This window comes from Psychromonas arctica, from assembly GCF_038155225.1.
GTDB lineage: Bacteria > Pseudomonadota > Gammaproteobacteria > Enterobacterales > Psychromonadaceae > Psychromonas > Psychromonas arctica_B.
The window spans coordinates 1-19,908 of record NZ_JBAKBA010000025.1; the positions used below are offsets into that span (position 1 = coordinate 1).

General features: G+C 37.0%; 19 protein-coding genes, 2 pseudogenes and 1 riboswitch. Of the genes and pseudogenes, 12 read left to right on the forward strand and 9 right to left on the reverse strand.

The annotated features are described in order from the left end of the window. A partial coding sequence (locus V6255_RS11295) for a helix-turn-helix domain-containing protein (protein WP_341628306.1) occupies positions 1 to 166 on the reverse strand: 166 nt, incomplete at its 3' end. Positions 167 to 592: 426 nt separating this feature from the next. Between V6255_RS11295 and V6255_RS11300 the strand changes: the two are divergent. Beyond that, positions 593 to 839 (forward strand): annotated as a pseudogene (locus V6255_RS11300) (hypothetical protein). An 80-nt stretch (positions 840 to 919) separates the two neighbouring features. On the opposite strand, the gene crp reads toward V6255_RS11300, so the two are convergent. After that, positions 920 to 1,558, reverse strand: a complete 639-nt coding sequence (gene crp, locus V6255_RS11305; RefSeq protein ID WP_025565472.1) for a cAMP-activated global transcriptional regulator CRP — start codon at positions 1,556 to 1,558, stop codon at positions 920 to 922. 226 nt (positions 1,559 to 1,784) lie between these two features. Further along, positions 1,785 to 2,015, reverse strand: coding sequence for a YheU family protein (locus tag V6255_RS11310; protein ID WP_341628260.1), 231 nt, complete (start codon positions 2,013 to 2,015; stop codon positions 1,785 to 1,787). A gap of 52 nt (positions 2,016 to 2,067) precedes the next feature. On the opposite strand from V6255_RS11310, the pseudogene V6255_RS11315 reads away from it, so the two are divergent. Both V6255_RS11315 and V6255_RS11320 read left to right on the forward strand, forming a co-directional pair. Continuing rightward, positions 2,068 to 2,680, forward strand: a pseudogene (locus V6255_RS11315) (carbonic anhydrase). Positions 2,681 to 2,736: 56 nt separating this feature from the next. Next, positions 2,737 to 3,042 (forward strand): cytochrome c, encoded by a 306-nt coding sequence (locus V6255_RS11320; RefSeq protein ID WP_341628261.1) that lies wholly within the window; start codon positions 2,737 to 2,739, stop codon positions 3,040 to 3,042. Positions 3,043 to 3,182: 140 nt separating this feature from the next. On the opposite strand, the gene V6255_RS11325 is transcribed toward V6255_RS11320, so the two are convergent. From V6255_RS11325 to V6255_RS11345, 5 genes are all read right to left on the reverse strand, one after another. Then, positions 3,183 to 3,785, reverse strand: a complete 603-nt coding sequence (locus V6255_RS11325) for a peroxiredoxin C (RefSeq protein WP_137297998.1) — start codon at positions 3,783 to 3,785, stop codon at positions 3,183 to 3,185. 238 nt (positions 3,786 to 4,023) lie between these two features. Further along, entirely contained in the window at positions 4,024 to 4,866 is an 843-nt protein-coding gene (gene menB, locus V6255_RS11330; RefSeq protein ID WP_341628262.1) for a 1,4-dihydroxy-2-naphthoyl-CoA synthase, read from the reverse strand. Between the two features lie 32 nt (positions 4,867 to 4,898). After that, the gene (menH, locus tag V6255_RS11335) at positions 4,899 to 5,684 is read right to left on the reverse strand and encodes a 2-succinyl-6-hydroxy-2,4-cyclohexadiene-1-carboxylate synthase (protein WP_341628263.1); all 786 of its coding nucleotides are present in this window, start codon (positions 5,682 to 5,684) and stop codon (positions 4,899 to 4,901) included. Then, positions 5,671 to 7,434 carry a 2-succinyl-5-enolpyruvyl-6-hydroxy-3-cyclohexene-1-carboxylic-acid synthase gene (menD, locus tag V6255_RS11340; RefSeq protein ID WP_341628264.1) on the reverse strand — a complete coding sequence of 588 codons (1,764 nt, stop codon included), beginning with the start codon at positions 7,432 to 7,434 and terminating at the stop codon, positions 5,671 to 5,673. Before menD ends, menH begins: the two co-directional genes overlap by 14 nt. A gap of 170 nt (positions 7,435 to 7,604) precedes the next feature. Continuing rightward, a complete protein-coding gene (locus V6255_RS11345; protein WP_341628265.1) occupies positions 7,605 to 8,930 on the reverse strand; it encodes an isochorismate synthase in 1,326 nt (441 codons plus the stop codon). 190 nt (positions 8,931 to 9,120) lie between these two features. On the opposite strand from V6255_RS11345, the gene menA reads away from it, so the two are divergent. The 4 genes from menA (at position 9,121) to V6255_RS11365 (ending at position 14,422) form a co-directional block, all read left to right on the forward strand. Then, a complete protein-coding gene (gene menA / locus V6255_RS11350; RefSeq protein ID WP_341628266.1) occupies positions 9,121 to 10,035 on the forward strand; it encodes a 1,4-dihydroxy-2-naphthoate octaprenyltransferase in 915 nt (304 codons plus the stop codon). Positions 10,036 to 10,239: 204 nt separating this feature from the next. Continuing rightward, positions 10,240 to 12,333, forward strand: a complete 2,094-nt coding sequence (gene fusA, locus V6255_RS11355) for an elongation factor G (protein WP_341628267.1) — start codon at positions 10,240 to 10,242, stop codon at positions 12,331 to 12,333. Positions 12,334 to 13,025: 692 nt separating this feature from the next. Continuing rightward, a complete protein-coding gene (dmeF, locus tag V6255_RS11360; RefSeq protein ID WP_341628268.1) occupies positions 13,026 to 13,991 on the forward strand; it encodes a CDF family Co(II)/Ni(II) efflux transporter DmeF in 966 nt (321 codons plus the stop codon). A gap of 11 nt (positions 13,992 to 14,002) precedes the next feature. Continuing rightward, on the forward strand, positions 14,003 to 14,422 hold the full coding sequence (locus V6255_RS11365; RefSeq protein WP_341628269.1) for a MarR family transcriptional regulator: 420 nt from the start codon (positions 14,003 to 14,005) through the stop codon (positions 14,420 to 14,422). Positions 14,423 to 14,430: 8 nt separating this feature from the next. On the opposite strand, the gene V6255_RS11370 is transcribed toward V6255_RS11365, so the two are convergent. Continuing rightward, a complete protein-coding gene (locus V6255_RS11370) occupies positions 14,431 to 14,928 on the reverse strand; it encodes a PaaI family thioesterase (protein WP_341628270.1) in 498 nt (165 codons plus the stop codon). Positions 14,929 to 15,021: 93 nt separating this feature from the next. On the opposite strand from V6255_RS11370, the gene V6255_RS11375 reads away from it, so the two are divergent. The 5 genes from V6255_RS11375 (at position 15,022) to thiE (ending at position 19,905) form a co-directional block, all read left to right on the forward strand. Then, positions 15,022 to 15,336, forward strand: coding sequence for a DUF134 domain-containing protein (locus V6255_RS11375; protein WP_341628271.1), 315 nt, complete (start codon positions 15,022 to 15,024; stop codon positions 15,334 to 15,336). After that, positions 15,333 to 15,725, forward strand: coding sequence for a NifB/NifX family molybdenum-iron cluster-binding protein (locus tag V6255_RS11380; RefSeq protein WP_341628272.1), 393 nt, complete (start codon positions 15,333 to 15,335; stop codon positions 15,723 to 15,725). The genes V6255_RS11375 and V6255_RS11380 overlap by 4 nt, the downstream gene beginning before the upstream one ends. 47 nt (positions 15,726 to 15,772) lie before the next feature. Continuing rightward, positions 15,773 to 15,925: a (Na+)-NQR maturation NqrM gene (gene nqrM / locus V6255_RS11385; protein ID WP_341628307.1), complete on the forward strand. Its 153-nt coding sequence runs from the start codon at positions 15,773 to 15,775 to the stop codon at positions 15,923 to 15,925. Positions 15,926 to 15,978: 53 nt separating this feature from the next. Next, positions 15,979 to 16,115, forward strand: a riboswitch (TPP riboswitch). Between the two features lie 95 nt (positions 16,116 to 16,210). After that, positions 16,211 to 18,205, forward strand: a complete 1,995-nt coding sequence (thiC, locus tag V6255_RS11390) for a phosphomethylpyrimidine synthase ThiC (protein WP_341628273.1) — start codon at positions 16,211 to 16,213, stop codon at positions 18,203 to 18,205. 191 nt (positions 18,206 to 18,396) lie between these two features. After that, positions 18,397 to 19,905 (forward strand): thiamine phosphate synthase, encoded by a 1,509-nt coding sequence (gene thiE / locus V6255_RS11395; protein WP_341628274.1) that lies wholly within the window; start codon positions 18,397 to 18,399, stop codon positions 19,903 to 19,905. Positions 19,906 to 19,908 lie beyond the last annotated feature (3 nt).

The window sequence follows — 19,908 nt, forward strand, 5'->3', positions numbered from 1 at the left end:
GATATTGAGATATCCATTTATTAACACTAGTACGACTCACTTTAAGAAACTTAGCTATATCGGTACGAGAGCTGCCTTCTTGAAAGTGTGCTGATGCAGAATAACGTAGTCTCATACGAACACTTTTATGTGTTTTAGCCAATTCTGAAAAGTCATGTTTTTTCATAGGTCACCAAAAGAATATAATCAGTTAATAATAATGAATATATTAGATCATATAATTAGGCGGAATGGTATTAGTGATTCTCCGATAGATCTCACCTTGTGCTTTAAACTAAGCCATTTTTCTAGGTAAAATTTAGAACACTTATTTAATTAAACTGGTATTAATGCAAAAATTAAAAGCAAAGCTAACGGATTAATATTTATCTTTATTAAAGGGAATGTTACTTAAGCAATTAATTGTAGTGCTATCGGTGTTCTTGAGGGAGATAGAGGACAAGTTTGTATTATGATTAACTTTTTCTAATACATTACGTTCTTGGCTCAGAATGGAGCTTATATCTTCTGTTGATATAGAATATTTATTCGTAATTCAGTGAAATTACTATAAGATCTTTTAAATTATTGAGTTGAATAAGAGAGTTTAAATATGGTTGATGAAACAAAGATTATCACTAACTTGGAAGCCTTAGAAAGTTTTTTAATCTTAGTGGAAAGTGGTAGTTTAGGATTATCAAATGTGTCTGGTTTAGCACTTGCTACCAATAATCAAGATGGGCGTAGGTTTGTGGCTGTATTGGATGATAAGCATCAATTACTATTGACACGTTGAGGTAACAGAAGAGGTCTTTCAAACAGGTCAGGATTTGGTGCGTAATGGGCCTCGTAAGCACTAGCCTACTCTTTATTATTGCTTTTGTTTTATAAAATAAAAAACCGCAACGAAGCGGTTTTTTATTACTATATTTAGATATGCTTAACGTGTACCGAATACAACGATTGTTTTACCATGAGCAGAGATAAGACCTTGCTCTTCTAGCATTTTCAAAATACGGCCCACAGTCTCGCGTGAACAACCTACGATTTGACCAATCTCTTGACGAGTAATTTTGATTTGCATACCGTCTGGATGAGTCATCGCATCTGGTTGTTTAGCTAAATCTAATAACGTGTTTGCAATACGTCCTGTTACGTCTAAGAATGCTAAGTTACCTACTTTTTGGCTAGTAACTTGTAGTCTATTTGCCATTTGGCGAGAAAGACGCATTAAAATTTCTGGATTTACAGTAATTAGCTGAGTAAATTTCTTGTAAGAAATTTCTGCAACTTCACATGCAGATTTAGCTTTTACTGATGCGCTACGAATTGGGTTTTCTTCTTTATCGAATAAGCCTAATTCACCGATGAAATCACCTTGGTTCAGGTAAGATAGAATCATTTCTTTTCCATCTTCATCTTTAATCACAACAGCAACAGAACCTTTAACAATGAAGTATAAAGTATCAGCTTTTTCACCTGCGTGAATTAGCATGCTTTTTGCTGGGTATTTATGTGTATGACAGTGTGATAAAAACCATTCTAACGTTGGATCGGTTTGAGGTTTGGTAATGATCATAAACTTCCCTTTGTCTGTAGTGAATAGCTAATCGCTATTTCTTTTAATTTTTTGCACTAAAAATTAGTTATGCATGAATTGTATCGTTTTTTTTTCAAACTCTGTAATATTTATGAGTATTAGTTGTGCAATAAATTAGATCTTTGTCATAAATAAGGGTTATTTATATCCTTGCTTTTAAATTATGTACTAGAGCACACTGATTTTAACAAAAAACTAAATAAACTCATTTTACTTGTGTCTGTTGAAACTCTTGTTTACTCACTAAAGTAACACTCTCATTTAATTCTGAATACATAATATAAATTTCTTCATTTTTTATCTGCTGTGTAATTTGCAGGGTTTTTTCTTGTAATGAGAATTCAACTTCTCCGTAATCGGTACCTTCGCGTAAAATATATTGTTCAATTAAATTATTTAATGTCGTTTCATCAAGTTGTTGATAAGGTATTCTCATAAAGGGCTCATTTAGTCTTTTATTTAACAATACATTAATTTCCAGGTGAAGTATGAGTTTGTTGGAAGATTTACTAAAAAACAATAAGCAATGGGCTGCTGATATATTAGAAGAAGATCCTTTGTTTTTTTCACATTTGGCAGAGCAACAATCACCTGAATATTTATGGATAGGTTGTTCAGATAGTCGGGTACCTGCGAATCAGTTATTAGGTTTGATGCCTGGTGATGTTTTTGTACACCGTAATATTGCTAATTCAGTCATTCATACAGATTTGAACTGTATGCCGTTGATGTATTAAAGGTTAAGCATATTATTGTTACCGGACATTACGATTGTGGTTGAATTCGTGCTGCGATGGAAAAAAAATCATTCGAGTTAATTGATTGTTGATTAAGAAATATTAAAGATGTTTATGTTAATCATCGCGAGCAGTTTACTGTCGCAATGAGTGAAAAAGAAAAACTAGATCATTGACTGAACTTAATGTCATACAGCAAGTTAAAAATGTATGTCATACCACATGTGTTCAAAATACTTGGGCAAGAAAACAAGATTTAACGGTACATGGTTTAATATATTCGGTGAAAAATGGCCGTCTAAAAGGTTTAAAAGTTAATTTTGACAATATTGATAGTATTAATGATTTATATCATATCAACTAATTTATAAACGATTAAATTAGAAAGATATAAAGTGATTGTTTTTAAAAGGGATTAAAATGAACAAAAAATTACTTGGATTATTATTTGTAGGACTTCCTTTATTTACTCATGCCGCTGATATTGATGCGGGCAAAACTAAGTCTGCAGTGTGTGCTGCATGTCATGGTGCTGAAGGTGTATCGGCTATACCGATTTACCCTAATCTGAAGGGACAAAAAGAGGCTTACCTTGTTTCTGCATTGAAAGCGTATAAAGCGAATCAACGTCAAGGTGGTATGTCTGCTGTTATGACAGGACAAGCTACTTTATTAAGTGATGACGATATCGCTAATCTTGCTGCCTATTATTCATCATTAAAGTAATTTACTTAATGTTATTTTTTATAAATGCTGTTTAATTTATTTTATTAAGCGGTGCGTTAATTCAAATCATAAAGAATAGTTTGCACAATCAAAAATGGCCTCAAAGAGGCCATTTTATTAATAATCAAATACAGAATTGATTATAGGTCGTCAGAGTGACCAGATAGGTATTTTGCTACGCCTTCAGGAGAAGCTTCCATACCTGCTTTGTCTTTTGCCCATTGTGCAGGACAAACTTCACCGTGCTCTTCATGGAATTGTAATGCGTCAACCATACGTAACATTTCATCGATGTTACGACCTAAAGGTAGATCATTAACTACTTGATGGCGAACAACACCATTTTTGTCGATTAAGAAAGAGCCACGTAATGCAACACCTGCTTCTTCTAATTCAACATCGTATGCTTTACAGATTTCGTGCTTAACATCCGCAACTAGTGGGTATTGAACTGCACCGATACCGCCATCATTGATAGCAGTGTTACGCCATGCATTATGAGAAAATTGTGAATCGATTGATACACCAATAACTTCAACACCACGAGCCTGAAAATCACCAAAGCGCTTGTCAAAAGCAATTAGTTCAGAAGGGCATACGAAAGTGAAATCTAATGGATAAAAGAAGATTACTGTTTCTTTACCGTTTGAGAATTCTTTTAAGTTGAAACTGTCTACAATTTCGCCGTTACCTAATACTGCTGCTGCTGTAAAGTCCGGAGCTTTCTTGCCTACTAATACCATGGGATTTTCCTATATATTAATTAAAAATGTTGTAATGGCAGTGTTGATTAGCCATAACCGTCTATGATGCGTTAAATTAATGGTTTATGGAATTGTTTTATCAATTAACTTGATAGAGATTAGCTATTAATATGTTTTAAATTCGATGTGTTTAAAAACATAATAAAGGCTATCCGTACAATTAGTGTACGGATTTATCTTAGATGGGTAGTGTTAAATATTTATTAAAGAAAATCAATTATGGATTTCTTGAATATTTACTAAAGTCTGGCTTACGCTTTTCATTAAAGGCATTTCGTCCTTCTTGACCTTCTTCACTCATATAGAAAAGCATTGTTGCATTGCCTGCTAATTCTTGTAAGCCTGCTTGACCATCACAGTCTGCATTGAGTGCCGCTTTGAGACAGCGTAAAGCCATTGGGCTATTTTGTAATATCTCACGACACCATTTTACGGTTTCTCGCTCAAGCTCATTTAACGGGACAACGGTATTTACTAACCCCATATCGACCGCTTCTTGTACACCATACATACGACAAAGAAACCAGATTTCTCGTGCTTTCTTTTGGCCTACAATACGAGCCATATAACTGGCTCCCCAGCCGCCGTCAAAAGAACCAACTTTAGGACCAGTTTGACCGAATTGGGCGTTGTCAGCAGCAATGGTTAAATCACACATCATATGTAAAACATGTCCTCCACCTACTGCATAACCTGCAACCATTGCAATCACTGGTTTAGGGCAAGTACGGATCTGACGCTGAAAATCGAGTACATTTAGATGATGACCACCTTGCTCGTCTTTATAACCTGAGTCACCACGTACACTTTGATCGCCGCCAGAGCAAAAGGCTAAATCACCTTCACCGGTTAGAATGATCACGCCGATTTCTGGGTCGTAACGAGCATCATTCATTGCTTGCATCATTTCATTGATTGTATGTGGGCGAAAAGCATTACGAACTTGTGGACGGTTGATGGTTATTTTAGCGATACCATCTGCTTTATGATAATAAATATCTTCAAATACTAAAGGGCTAGCTTGCCATTGTATCTTTGCATATAAGTCTGATTCGTTCATCGCGGCTCCCATCATTAAATTAGGTAAAATTATTAATCATCTAAAAGAATATGTTTAATGTTGTTCGCGTAGTTTATTGGGTCTTGTTGATGCGTGTTATGACCTAGACCATTAAAACATTGGGTTTTTATATTTTTTGTTTGTGGAATGAGTGCTGCTATACCTGTAAATTTGGTATCTTTTTGTCCATAAAAATAAGAAATCGGTAGTGTTGTTTTATTTAAAAAGGGCAGTGAACATTGTTGATTGGCAAGGCTAGTTGAAAGCAACATATTAGCTAAAAAGACACCATAATTATGATTTCTTTTTTCAATTGTGGCATCTTTTTGCTGATCGCTTAAATCATCAAAAATAGGCTGTTCATACCATTGATATAAACTTTCTTCGATTGATTGCGTTGAAAATCGTTCTGCCCAATGAAGATCAAATTGATAACGCTTTTTTTTATCTTGGTCGTTATCTAGTCCTACATGACAAGACTCTAACATTAAGTGCTTCAATCGAGGGTCGTTCTGAGTACGTGCATAATCTAATGCAATGCGGCCACCTAGTGAGTAACCAATTAATGTAAAAGACTTAATATTTAATGTATCTAAAGCAAATTTAATCAGTCGATGACAACTACCAAAGCCATTTTCTAATGCGACTGCACTACTAACCGAGCGACCGTGACCGGGTAAATCGATAGTGACGCAATGAAAATCATTTTTAAGTTCTTCAATCGTACTTTGCCAGTCCTCCCTGTTACCTAAAAATCCGTGTAAAAAAACTAAAGTAGGGTTTTGATTTGAACCTTGTTGTTCACTATATAATGGCATGTTGTAACTGCTCCTTGATAGCTTGTAACTGAGTTGCGGTTAATTGATTGCTGGCACACACTTCAATTAACGTTGTTTTATTGTCTTCTGTAATAAGTGCATCTTGGTAATGGGTTTTAAATTCAGAGAAGGTGGTCGGTTGTTGATAACGAATTGAAAATTGATCACAGGTATTTTTGAAGGTTAAAGCATGTGGTAATTGATAAAACACCTGTTTCTCAGACTCAGGGACGGGTAATAAATTAAAAATACCGCCACCGTCATTGTTCAATAGCACAATCACAAAAGGTTGTTGTAATTGTTGTAGTAAAGTTAACGAGTTCAAATCATATAAAAAAGAGGTATCGCCAATTAACAAGCTCGTAGGGGATCCATTATTTTTAGCAATACCGACTGCCGTTGCAATTAATCCATCAATGCCACTTGCACCTCGATTACTATAAATATGAGCCTCTGTTTGTGCGAACATATCGGCTAAGCGAATAGCCATACTATTAGCCAATACTATATTGTCAGTACTTTGATTAAGCATATAAGCTGTACAGTTAATTTCACTGATTTTATCGTCTGTTACATATTCATTAGTGATGGTCGTTAACGTGGTTTTATAACGGTTTACTTTATTAAACCAAGTGTTATCTATACTTTTACTATTAGACACTTGTTGAATAAAACAACTTGGATAGGTAACAAAACGTTGCCCTACACAATGGCTAGGATCAAGGCGTTGTTTATGCTCTGATATTTCCCAAATAGTGGCGGTAGATGAACTGATTAATTGGCTTAAACGTTTACTTATTAAGTGATCAGAAAATTGTAAGATAAGATCGGTTTGTTGCACTAGTTGCTTAAAGTTTTCATTCTCTAATAATAAGTCATACCCATTTATATTATGAGGTGAGCCCTGTAGTTGCGATTGAACATCTGAAAACAATACTAAATTCGACTGGATACAAAACCGTTCAATCGCCAATGCTTGCTTTTTATCTTTAATACGGCCTACAACAACTAATATCTTTTGTGCATTTAAGTCGATTTTTTGGCTTTCTGGAAATACGTTGCTTAAAAGGGAGATATGTTGCGCAGGGCTATTAGCATGATGATACACAGTAAAAGGAGATTGGTGAGTATCCCATCCTTTTAAGCTACTTAAATAAGTGTTGAAATCTATTGTTTTATTTTGAGGATAAAAGGGTTCGGTAAACGCCATATTAAAATGAATTGGACCTAACGTCATACCTTGTTGAAATAAACCTTGGTCAATGGTTGTTAATAAAAAGTTGCTTTTAATAGACGTTGTTGGACTTGGTATTTGGCAAAAAAACACAGGGTAATCGGCAAAAATTTTGTGTTGTTCAATTGCTTGATTCGCAGTGCAGTCGATGAGTTCTGGTGGTCTATCTGCAGAAATAATAATAAGTGGGATATGGCTTTGCTTAGCTTCTATGACTGCTGGATATAAATTGGCAACGGCGGTTCCTGATGTGACGATAATTACTACAGGTTTAGCTGATGCTTGGCTTAACCCTAAAGCAAGAAACCCTAAACCTCGCTCGTCAAAGTGTACATGTGTTTTAGCATTAGGATGTTTAGCTGCCGCTAAGGTTAACGGCGTTGAACGTGAACCTGGCGCAATACAAAAATCACTAATACCATGGCGTACTAATTCTTCAATAAATAAACTGGCCCATAACAAATTAATATTATGATACTTATGAGTGAAGGTATGGTGTTTCTCTACCTGCGCCATCGAGAGTCCTCTACTGTGTACCTAATACCAATCACACTAATTAACTGATCTATTTTACTGGTTAAAATAACTTATTTCTTCGTTGTAAATTTCGTAAAGGGAACAACCATTTAGCTCAATTTACGCCTTAAACTAAATCATTTTTCCTGCGCAAAATTTAGATCACTTATTTAATATAATCGGTATAATATTGTTAAAATAGTTTGTATTTTATTATCGAGTTCTTGCCATTCTTGCTCTGCAATAGAACCTGTGACAATACCTGCACCTGCGAATAATTTAATGCAGTTTTCACTCACTAAAGCACTTCGTATTGCGACACTGAAATCACTTTCATGTTCACTTATACAACCAACCGCACCCGCATACCAACCTCTATTGTAAGGTTCGTTATCATTAATAAATTGTAATGCAGGCAATTTAGGGATTCCACCGACAGCTGGTGTCGGATGTAACTTATGTAATAGATGACTATCTTGCGTGTCTTTTGTTAATTGTGCTTTGATCGGAACACATAAATGCTGCACATTTTGTAATTGCATTACATGGGCGGGTGAGCAAGTAACTTGCGCTTTGAGTTGTTTTAAATTAGCAACAATAAATTCTTGAACGATGTGGTTTTCTCGATCTATTTTTTTGTGATTTAACAAACTTTGTAATAACAGTTCGTCCTCGCGTTGATCGCGCCCTCTATTAATCGTACCGGCCAAGGCCTCTGTTGTAATTTGTTGTTGCTGACGTAAAAATAAACGTTCAGGTGAGCAGCTCATAAAACTGCGTTGACTAGAAAATTGTAACAAGTAGTGAAAGCTATTTGGGTTAGCCTGTTGCCATAGAGCCATCATATCCCACGTGTCGATAGGCGCATCGAAGCATACTTCGGTTTGTCGTGATAACACCACTTTAGGTAACAAGGCTTTATATTCTATTGCTAGTTCGACTAAATCAGCCCATTGATCTTTGTTTGGTGTATCTTGACGTGTTAATAATTGTGGAGTGAATGGGGCTAAAGGGTGTGGAATATTTAATGATTTAAGCGTGTTAATTGAGGCTTGAACTGAATTACGACCATTAAAGTGAAATATTACTTTATATTCTTGTTGTGATGTTTGCTGTAGTACTTGAAATACAATTAAGGGGCGAATAAATAGAGTGGCGGGAAAATCTTGCCATTGTTCTCCTTGTTGTTGAAACGCTAATCCGCCTAAATAAAATTCATCGTTAGTTGCTTTAGGTATATGATCTAGTTTCTCAATGGCCCCGAAGCTGGCGAGTGTTTTATTTTGCTCTTTATTTTGCCAGTAAATACGAGGCAATAAGTTAGGATCTTGTTCAATGGCTATGTTTTGTCCTTTTAATAAAGGAAGCAAAGGAATAGCATTAATTACAACATTTAAATTTTTGTCAGGATATTGACCATGAGCAATACTAAATGATTGTAATTGCTGTATTAATTCATCTTGGATTAGTTGAAATTGGTACGTGTCTTGGTTCATAAGTCAGCGGTATATTTATCCATTTATGTTTGTTAATGTAGCGCGATATTAACCTCATTCATAGCATTGTTAATAAAAGAGTACTGATAATAAAAAAGCACCGATAACAAATAGTACTAATAATAAAGAGTGCTGTTAATAAATCGTATTATTAACCAAAATTATAACCCTCATTTTATAGGATTTTTTAGTGAAGCGACTTCAAGTCTGGATCCAAGCATGTCGATTACGTACTTTACCTTTAGCTGCTGCGTCTATTATTGTGGCTGGTGGGTTAGCACAACAACATCAAGTATTTAACCCTGGGATATTTTTGATGTCCTTGTTAACCGCTTTGTTATTACAAATATTATCTAATTTAGCAAATGATTATGGTGATGCACTAACCGGAGCGGATGAGCAACGAGTGGGGCCAGCAAGAGCGATGCAAACCGGGCTTATTACTGCAAGTGCGATGAAAAAAGCAATTATTATTGTGACAGCAGCATGTTTAATATCAGGCCTATCATTGCTTAAACTCTCTTTTGCTAACGACCTGTATCATTGGTTAATTTTTCTTGGGTTAGGTGTTGCTGCTATTACTGCTGCGATCACCTACACCATGGGTAAGTTGCCTTATGGATATAGAGCAATGGGGGATATTGCTGTCTTTATGTTCTTTGGTTTATTAGGCGTTTTAGGGAGCTTTTATTTACAAGCTATTTCATTGCCGGCTTCTATTCTTTTGCCTGCGTTTAGTGTGGGCTTGTTAAGTGCGGCGGTTTTAAATGTTAATAATATGCGTGATTTTTACAGTGATAAAGTCGCTAATAAAATTACTCTCGTCGTTTTATTAGGGCGTAAAAAAGCCTTTATTTATCATTTATTACTTATCTTCACCGCTATGTTATGCAGTGCGATATATATTTATAACTTGCCTGATAGTCAATTTTGGCAATACTTGTTTTTATTAATTGCAAGTCCATTAATTAAAAGCTGTATTGAGCTTACCGAAGCGATTAATAAAGACGAGCACGGTGGGGATGTTTTTAATGAGCAACTTAAAAACACCGCGATCAGTACCTTTGTCTTTTCAGTCTTATTTGCAATTGCTTTGATCACTTAATATTGTTTGATTATCCGACAAACAACTGGCTTTATAACCAGTTATTCTGTTTTTTTTTGCTATTTTCATAAAACATGACAAAATAAAGTCGAAAAAAACAACATATTTCCGCTTTTTTCTAAATACTGTGTTCTGTTTAACTACAAAGATTGTATAATGCCGCGGGAATATAGCCTCCAATTTTTTACATACAGAGTATAAAAAATGACAGATTTAAGTAAATACAGAAACATTGGTATTTTTGCGCACGTTGATGCGGGTAAAACTACTACTACAGAGCGTATCTTGAAACTTACTGGACAGATCCACAAAACTGGTGAAGTACATGATGGCGAATCTACAACTGACTTCATGGAACAGGAAGCTGAGCGCGGTATTACTATCCAGTCTGCTGCTGTAACTTGTTTCTGGGATAATCATCGTTTTAACGTTATCGATACTCCTGGACACGTTGACTTCACAGTTGAAGTTTACCGTTCACTTAAAGTATTGGATGGCGGCATCGGTGTATTCTGTGGTTCTGGTGGTGTTGAACCACAATCAGAAACTAACTGGCGTTACGCGAATGACTCAAAAGTTGCACGTATTATCTTCGTAAACAAATTAGACCGTATGGGTGCTGATTTTTACCGCGTAGTTAAACAAACGCAAGACGTATTAGGTGCTAACCCGCTAGTTATGGTTCTACCAATCGGTATAGAAGATGACTTCTCTGGTGTTGTAGATCTATTAACTCGTAAAGCATATGTTTGGGATGACACAGGTCTTCCTGAAAACTACGAAGTAACTGATGTTCCTGCGGACATGGTTGATAAAGTAGAAGAATACCGTGAGATGTTGCTTGAAGAAGCGCTAGGTCAAGATGATGATCTACTTGAAGCTTACCTTGAAGGTGAAGAGCCATCTTTGGAAGACATTAAACGTTGTATCCGTAAAGGCACACGTACAATGGACTTCTTCCCAACTTACTGTGGTTCTGCGTTTAAAAACAAAGGTGTTCAAAACATTCTTGACGCTGTTGTTGATTACCTACCTTCACCTACTGAAGTTGATCCACAGCCTCTTACAGATGAAGAAGGCGAACCAAACGGTAAATACGCACTTGTTTCTGCTGAAGAAAGCTTTAAAGCATTAGCATTTAAAATCACAGATGACCGTTTTGGTTCATTAACTTTCGTACGTATCTACTCTGGTACGCTTAAGAAAGGTGATACCATCATGAACGCTGCGACAGGTAAAACTGAACGTGTTGGTCGTATGTGTGAAATGCAAGCTGATGATCGTAACGAACTTACTTCAGCACAAGCGGGCGATATCATCGCTATCGTTGGTATGAAAGGTAACGTTCAAACTGGTCACACATTATGTGATCCAAAAGATCCAATCATTCTAGAAGCAATGGTTTTCCCTGAACCAGTAATCTCTATCTCTGTTACACCTAAAGATAAAGGTTCTACTGAGAAAATGGGTATTGCTATCGGTAAAATGGTTGCAGAAGATCCAACATTCCGTGTTGAAACTGACCAAGATTCAGGCGAAACAATCCTATCTGGTATGGGTGAGCTTCACTTAGATATCAAAGTAGATATTCTTAAGCGTACATACGGTGTTGATTTAGTAGTAGGTGAGCCTCAAGTTGCATACCGTGAAACAATCACGCAAGCAATTGAAGATTCTTACACACATAAGAAACAATCTGGTGGTTCTGGTCAATTCGGTAAAATCGATTACCGTATCAAGCCTGGCGAACCTGGTTCAGGCTTTACGTTCAATTCAATTGTTGTTGGTGGTAACGTACCTAAAGAATTCTTCCCAGCTATCGAGAAAGGTTTTAATAGTATGATGGATACTGGTGTACTTGCTGGTTTCCCTGTACTTGACGTTGAAGTTGAGCTTTACGACGGTGGTTTCCACGCCGTGGATTCATCAGCAGTTGCATTTGAATTAGCAGCACGTGGTGCATTCCGCCAATCTATCCCTAAAGCAGGTGCTCAACTTCTTGAACCTGTTATGGCTGTAGACGTGTTCACTCCAGACGACCATGTTGGTGATGTTATCGGTGACCTTAGTCGTCGTCGTGGTATGATCGCTGGTCAAGAGCCTGGTGCTTCTGGTGTTCGTATTAAAGCTGATGTACCTCTTTCAGAAATGTTTGGTTACATCGGTTCACTACGTACAATGACTTCAGGCCGTGGTCAGTTCTCTATGGAGTTCAAAAACTACATGCCTTGTCCTGGTTCAGTATCTGATGCTGTGATCGAGAAAGTTAAAGCTGAAAAAGCTGCAGCTAAGAAGTAATTCTTAACTAGTTACACTTTTTCTTAAGCCCCGATAATGAAAATTATCGGGGCTTTTTTGTAACTAGATATTCATAAATTTTTGGATATTTACTTCAGTTCATTATGCTCAATGCTGCAGGGCGAATTAGGCGACTCCCGTTCGTGGCCAGTTATCTATGGCGTTTAAAACACCATGCCTTGTACTGGTTCAGTATCTGATGCTCTAATACCCAAAATAAGTCGAGAAAGTTAAAGCTGAAAAAGCTGCAGCTAAAAAATAATTTCTTTCCTAAATTAGGATAAAAAGAAAGCATTTTAAAGTTGATAAACCCTAACAACGTAAGTTGTTAGGGTTTTTTTATGTCTGCTAATTTGTCTAAATATGTTTGGATATTTATTTAAGTTCACTACGTATCCTGTTTCAGGGCTAATTAGACTGCAGTCTTGCGTTATGGTCGGAGAAGATCTGCGACTCGCATTCGTGGTCAGTTCTCTATCGAGTTCAAAAACTACAGCTAAGAAGTAATTGTTAACTAGCCAAATTTTTAAGTCTCGATAGTGAAAGCTATCGAGGCTTTTTATTCCTTTAGTTATTATTTGTGTTGTGGAATTGATCTAGATTCTATTTAAGTAGTTTGTTTTTCATATAGTTTGATAATCAAACTAGTTAGTGAGATTATTGTTTGAGTCTTTTTTGAGTAGGAAATAATAATGGCCCAATATCATTCACTTAAACCTTGGCAGCATCAGCATGATTTTTCTAATCAAAATGAACAAGGTGAACGTAATACCTTATATGTTTTACTATTAACTATTAGCACCATGTTTGCGGAGATAGTTGCAGGTACTATTTATGGTTCAATGGCCTTGCTTGGCGATGGTTGGCATATGGGGACACATGCTGCAGCATTTGTGATCACTTTATTCGTCTATCGTTATGCCCGTAAACATAAAAATAATCCTAAGTATGCTTTTGGTACAGGGAAGGTTAGTGTATTAGGAGGTTTCACTAGTGCAATTGCATTAGGTTTAGTTGCCCTGATTATGGCAATTGAGTCTGCTGTGCGTTTATTCAGCCCAGAGCAAATTCATTTTAAAGAAGCAATTTTGGTTGCTTTCGTTGGTTTACTTGTGAATATTGTAAGTGTATTTTTATTAAAAGATCATCATAGCCATGATCACAAACATCATCACCATGAGAACGATCACGACCATTCTCATACAGAGCAACATGATCACAATTTACGTGCGGCTTACTTCCATGTAATGGCAGATGCTTTAACTTCTATATTAGCGATCACTGCATTATTATTGGGAAGCTATTTGGGATTAAATTGGTTAGATCCAATAATGGGAATAGTCGGAGCTTTGATTATTAGCAAATGGGCATGGGGATTATTAAGTCAGACAGCTCCAATTTTGCTAGATAAAAGTATAGAAAGTAGCTACCAACAAAAAGTAGTAAGTTGCATTGAACAACTGACTGATCATCAAGTTGCTGATATTCATATATGGTCAATTAGTGCGGACCATTATGCTGCAGAAATTACTATCGTTTCACATAATCCATTCTCTACAGATTATTCTCATAATATATTAAAACCATTCGAGCGTTTGGCGCATCTAACTATTGAAGTTAACAAATGTACTCAGATAGAATGTCTTAAAAGCGAATAATGAGAGTTGTAATGAAATCTGATAGTGAAAATCTAAATCATGCCTTTATAGAGTTCTATGAGAAGTTATCATCATGGGAATTAAAAATAGTAAAAGATAAGGGCATTTCGCTAACGTTAATACATGCTGTTGAAGTTTTAGGTGCTTTTGGCGCGATGCCAATGAAAGAGCTAGCAATCAAAGTTGGTATCACAACAGGTACTTTAACTGTTTTGGTCGATAATTTAACAAAAGCAAAGCTAGTTGAGCGAGTTCCACATGGTACTGACCGACGTTCGATTTTAGTTAAATTAACGGAACAAGGCACAAAGTTGTTCCAAGAGCATGATGCATTACATCTAAAGCTCACTAAGCAACTGACTGCAGGATTTAATGAGGAAGAAGTTCAATTGCTTAATAAGTTAATGGGGCGCGTTAATAATGCATTTTAAATCCTATTTTATTTCTTACCAAAACCTTTCGTCATAAAGCGTGCATTACTTTTTACCATCAAAACACCATCGACATATAATTCAGCTTCTACTTTATGAAGAGGGTGCCGAGAGGAGATAACTTTGCCCATCATTAATATATCACTATCAACTTTTATTTCATTTAAGAAGCGAGTATTCATATCGCCTGTAACGCCCTCGATATCTTGGTTAAAAAGTGCCTGGCACATACTGCTGTCCAATAAAGCAGATAAAAACCCTCCATGTAAAATCCCTTCGTAGCCTTGCTGATGAATTGAACTTTTAAAGTGTGCGAATACTCGTTGAGTTTGATCGCTATAAAAATTTAGCTTTAAGCCTAATACAGGATGGCTTCCACATAACATGCAATGTTGATGGCTCGGATGTTTACTGACTAATGTTAAAGAAGGCGTTGATTGATCTGGGGAAAGTAATTGTAGTTGTTTTATTAATTGCTCTTTTTCTGCTTGATGGGTAGACGACATGATTGACCTCTAAGATATATTTCAAATAAAGTAATTGGCATATGCCATTTACTTGGTTAAGATAACATATCTGAGCGTTACTGAGAACTTAAAATGAGACCAAAAATAAAGCGCCACATCTGTACTGAGAAGTTTGCTAAATGCAGCTTATTTAAACCCAATGGTATCCCTGCAAAGGAACTGATCAAGGTTAGTATTGAAAGCGATGAATTAGAAGCGATTCGCTTGGTTGATATTGAAGGGTTTTCTCAACAAGACGCAGCTAAAAAAATGCAAGTTTCTCGTCAAACCTTTGCCAATATATTAAAAAAGTCTCGCTTTAAAATAAGTACGGCTTTAATTAATGGTCATGCTTTAGTGATGCCTGAAGAACTTGTCGTTTCTGAACCTAAAGGACAAACATTATGATTTATGCGATTGCGATGACAGATAATAAACTTTCACACCAGTTTTCAAAATCTGAAACTTTTACTTTCTATAATGAAGAAAATCAAGTGCTGGGTACCTATAAAAATCCTGCCTTAAGTGGTTCTGGCTGTTCAGCTAAGCATGCCATTGTTGATCTATTACAAAAAATGCAATGTGACTTAGTGATTGTAAGAAAAATAGGAGAGAAAACCTTAGCGAAATTACTTAGGGCTGGACTTAAAGTTGAGTTAGGCAATACACGTAATAACATTGAACAATTATTAGAAAGTGCAAAAGCCTTCAACCATCCTTTAACTAAACCTGAACAAGGCATTCAAAAAAATTGCGAACAAAAAGGACATGCTCATCAATGTTGTAGTAAACATTGATAGAATTATTGATCTCTTTTTTTGTGTTTTTATTAGTGATTATTTTAATGGCTTTGAGCGTTATTTTTTGCCGTAAACGTATCCAAGGAAGTTGTGGCGGTCTTTCAAATATTGGAATTGAGAAAAACTGTGATTGTGAAGAAGTATGCGACGATCATAGAACGCTATATCAAATTCAAGAACCTAGTGAATCGTTTTAAAATAAGTAAATGATTCTTCTGTTTAACTCGTCTACTTTTTCTTCTATACTGCCCGCATCTTGTCGGAGTGCTAATGGGAATTTCCCAAAGGCTGAGACCACATAAGTAACTGTGTTTAAAAAGCAGTTACGTGGGATCCGTGGAACCTGAATAGGCTAATACCTACGTAGGGAACAAGTAGAAAATATCTATCTATTTTCCATTCTTGGATATTTTTTAACTTCCACACCTATTCGACAAGCAATCTTTTATAAGCCGTTTATATTAAACTAGGTAAAGAATGCTATGTCTAAAGAAATTAATTCAACGTTAAAAACCACCGATCGTAAAGGTCTATCTCGTCGTGAGTCGCGCCAAGCTGCACAAGACTATATTCAAAATTTGAATAATGAGTCTTATCCGAATTCTGAAAAAATATTTATTGATGGTGATATTCATCCGATCAAAGTAGCGATGCGTCAGATTCACCAAACCGACACGTTTGTGGGTGGCAGTGAAGAAAATCCAGTCTATGAAAAAAATGAGCCCATTCCTGTTTACGACACATCAGGTCCTTATACTGATCCGAATACAACAATCGATGTTCATGCGGGATTACCCAAATTACGTAAAAGTTGGATAGAAGCGCGTGATGATATTGAAGCGCTTGACGGAGTTACCTCAGAGTTTGCACAAACACGTTTAGCTGATGATTCATTAGATGACTTACGTTTCGCCAACTTACCTAAACCATTACGTGCTAAAAAAGGCCAATGTGTTACGCAAATGCACTATGCACGTCAGGGTATTATTACGCCTGAAATGGAATACATTGCCATTCGTGAAAACCAAGGCCGCGAGCGTATTAAATGTGAGGCATTACACTCACAACATGCAGGGCAAAGCTACGGTGCGAATTTACAGGAATCTATTACGCCAGAGTTTGTACGTTCAGAAGTGGCTAGAGGTCGTGCAATTATCCCATCAAATGTTAACCATCCAGAATTAGAGCCGATGATCATTGGTCGTAATTTCTTAGTCAAAGTAAACTCTAATATCGGTAACTCTTCTGTGTCTTCATCAATCGAAGAAGAAGTTGAAAAATTAGTTTGGTCAACGCTTTGGGGTGGCGACACGGTAATGGATTTATCAACGGGTCGTAATATTCATGAAACACGTGAATGGATCCTACGTAACTCGCCTGTGCCAATTGGCACTGTACCAATCTACCAAGCGTTAGAAAAAGTAAATGGTGTGGTTGAAGACTTAACATGGGAAGTGTTTCGCGATACGTTAATTGAACAAGCTGAACAAGGTGTGGATTATTTCACCATTCATGCCGGCGTATTGTTACGTTTTGTACCTATGACGGCGAAGCGTGTTACGGGTATTGTTTCACGTGGTGGTTCAATCATGGCGAAGTGGTGTTTGACTTACCATAAAGAAAACTTTGCATACGAATACTTCCGTGAAATCTGTGAAATTTGTCAGCAGTATGATGTGTCGTTATCTCTGGGTGATGGTTTACGTCCGGGCTCTGTTGCTGATGCCAATGATCAAGCGCAATTCTCTGAATTAGAAGTATTAGGTGAATTAACCAAAGTGGCGTGGGAATACGATGTGCAAGTGATCATCGAAGGTCCAGGTCATGTACCAATGCAAATGATCAAAGAAAACATGGATAAACAGTTAACAGAATGTTTTGAAGCGCCTTTTTATACATTAGGTCCACTAACCACTGATATCGCACCGGGTTATGACCACATTACGTCTGGTATTGGCGCCGCCCAAATCGGTTGGTACGGTTGTGCAATGCTGTGTTATGTGACACCAAAAGAGCATTTAGGGTTACCGAATAAAGATGATGTAAAAGTGGGGTTGATCACTTATAAAATTGCAGCGCATGCGGCGGATTTAGCAAAAGGTCATCCTGGTGCACAAATTCGTGACAATGCTTTATCTAAGTCTCGTTTTGAATTCCGTTGGGAAGATCAATTCAATCTAGGGTTAGACCCAGTAACATCGCGTGAATATCACGATGAAACGTTACCGCAGGAGTCGGGTAAAGTTGCGCATTTCTGCTCAATGTGTGGCCCAAAATTCTGCTCAATGAAAATTACGCAAGATGTACGTGATTTTACGGCGAAGTTAGACTCGGGTGAAATATCGATTAAAATTCTTGATGAAACCATTGTTATGACCACAGGCATGACAGCAGAACAGGGCATGGCGATTAAAGCGAAAGAGTTTACTGATAGTGGTGCTGAGATATATCAACCGCCAGTGCTCGATAAAGCTTAATTGCTGAGAGGTTTAACCTAACTTATCAAGAAAGTACTGATTGATGCTGATCAGTTATGTGCTTTCTTGCTGAATTAAACTAAACCTCTTGATGCTAATTTCCGTACAATATTCAATAAATATAGATGATTAGTTTTCAGCTAATCACTGGCGACTAATCACCAATAACTAAGACAAGCTTAAGGTTAAATATGAACAATATAGTGTGGACAATTGCAGGATCAGATTCTAGTGCAGGCGCAGGTATTCAAGCGGATCTTTGCACATTTCATGATTTAGGGGCAGATGGTTGCTCTGTGATCACCGCGGTCACGGCGCAAAATTCACAAGCTGTGCAGCTTGTTGAAAGTGTTTCTGAAAAAATGTTCATACAACAATTAACCAGTTTAGCGGAAGATATGCCTGCTAAAGTCATTAAAATTGGTCTGCTAGCGAGTGTTGAGCATGTCAAAATTCTTGCACAGCAATTGGCACTCTACAAACAAACTTGGTCACGTAAGCCATTTGTTATTTATGACCCTGTTTCTGTTGCATCGACAGGCGATGAAATGGCTGAAGAGAGTATTAATGAGGTTATTAAAACGCAATTACTGCCTCAAATAGATCTACTAACACCTAATGCTAATGAAGTATTAACCTTATCTGGCCATGCCTTAATTTCTGGCGAATCATTTAAACCTGCCGTGGATAAATTGATCAGTATGGGCTGCGGTAGTGTCTTAATTAAAGGTGGCCACTTTGAGCTGGTGGATGACATTGCACTTGATTATTGGAGCAATGGTAAGAGAGAAATAGCACTAACAAGCCCTCGTTTAGACAATGTTCATACGCACGGAACAGGTTGTACCTTAGCCAGTGCGATTGCAACAACGATGGCCTTAGATTACTTTATAGAAGATGCGTTAGTGATTGCAAAAGCTTATTTAAACCAAGGTTTAAAAGCCTCTAAAGCACTCGGTGCTGGTGAAGGTTCTGTCGCGCATTGTGGTTGGCCAACGGAGCGTGCTGATTTTCCTGAAGTCGTTTTACCTGAATCAAGTATTGGTTATGAGTTAGACCTACCGGGTAGTTTAGAAGCAGGCCCTGGCTTTGAACCTTGTGACACCATTAAATTAGGTTTATATCCCGTTGTCGATTCTGTTGAATGGGTAGAGCGCGTATTGAAACTGGGCGTAAAAACACTGCAGTTACGTATTAAAGACAAACAACCAGAACAAATCGAGCAACAAATTATTGATGCCATAGCGTTAGGTAAACAGTATGACGCACGTTTATTTATTAATGATTATTGGCAGTTAGCCATCAAACATAATGCTTACGGAGTGCATCTGGGGCAAGAAGATATGGATGTAGCTGATTTACCGTTAATTGCGGATGCAGGTTTGCGTTTAGGGTTAAGCACTCACGGTTATTATGAAATGTTACGTGCAAGACAGCTTAAGCCAAGTTATATCGCGTTAGGGCATATTTTCCCAACGCAAACGAAAGATATGCCTTCCGACCCACAAGGGTTAACGCGTTTATCTAAGTATGCGAATTTAATGTCAGATATGGCAACCGTTGCTATTGGAGGCATTAATTTAGAGCGCGCTCCAGCAGTATGGCAAACGGGGATTGGTAGTATTGCGGTAGTGACAGCAATCACATTAGCAGATGACCCTAAACAGGTGATTAATCAGTTTAATGACATTATGTGTTAGTCG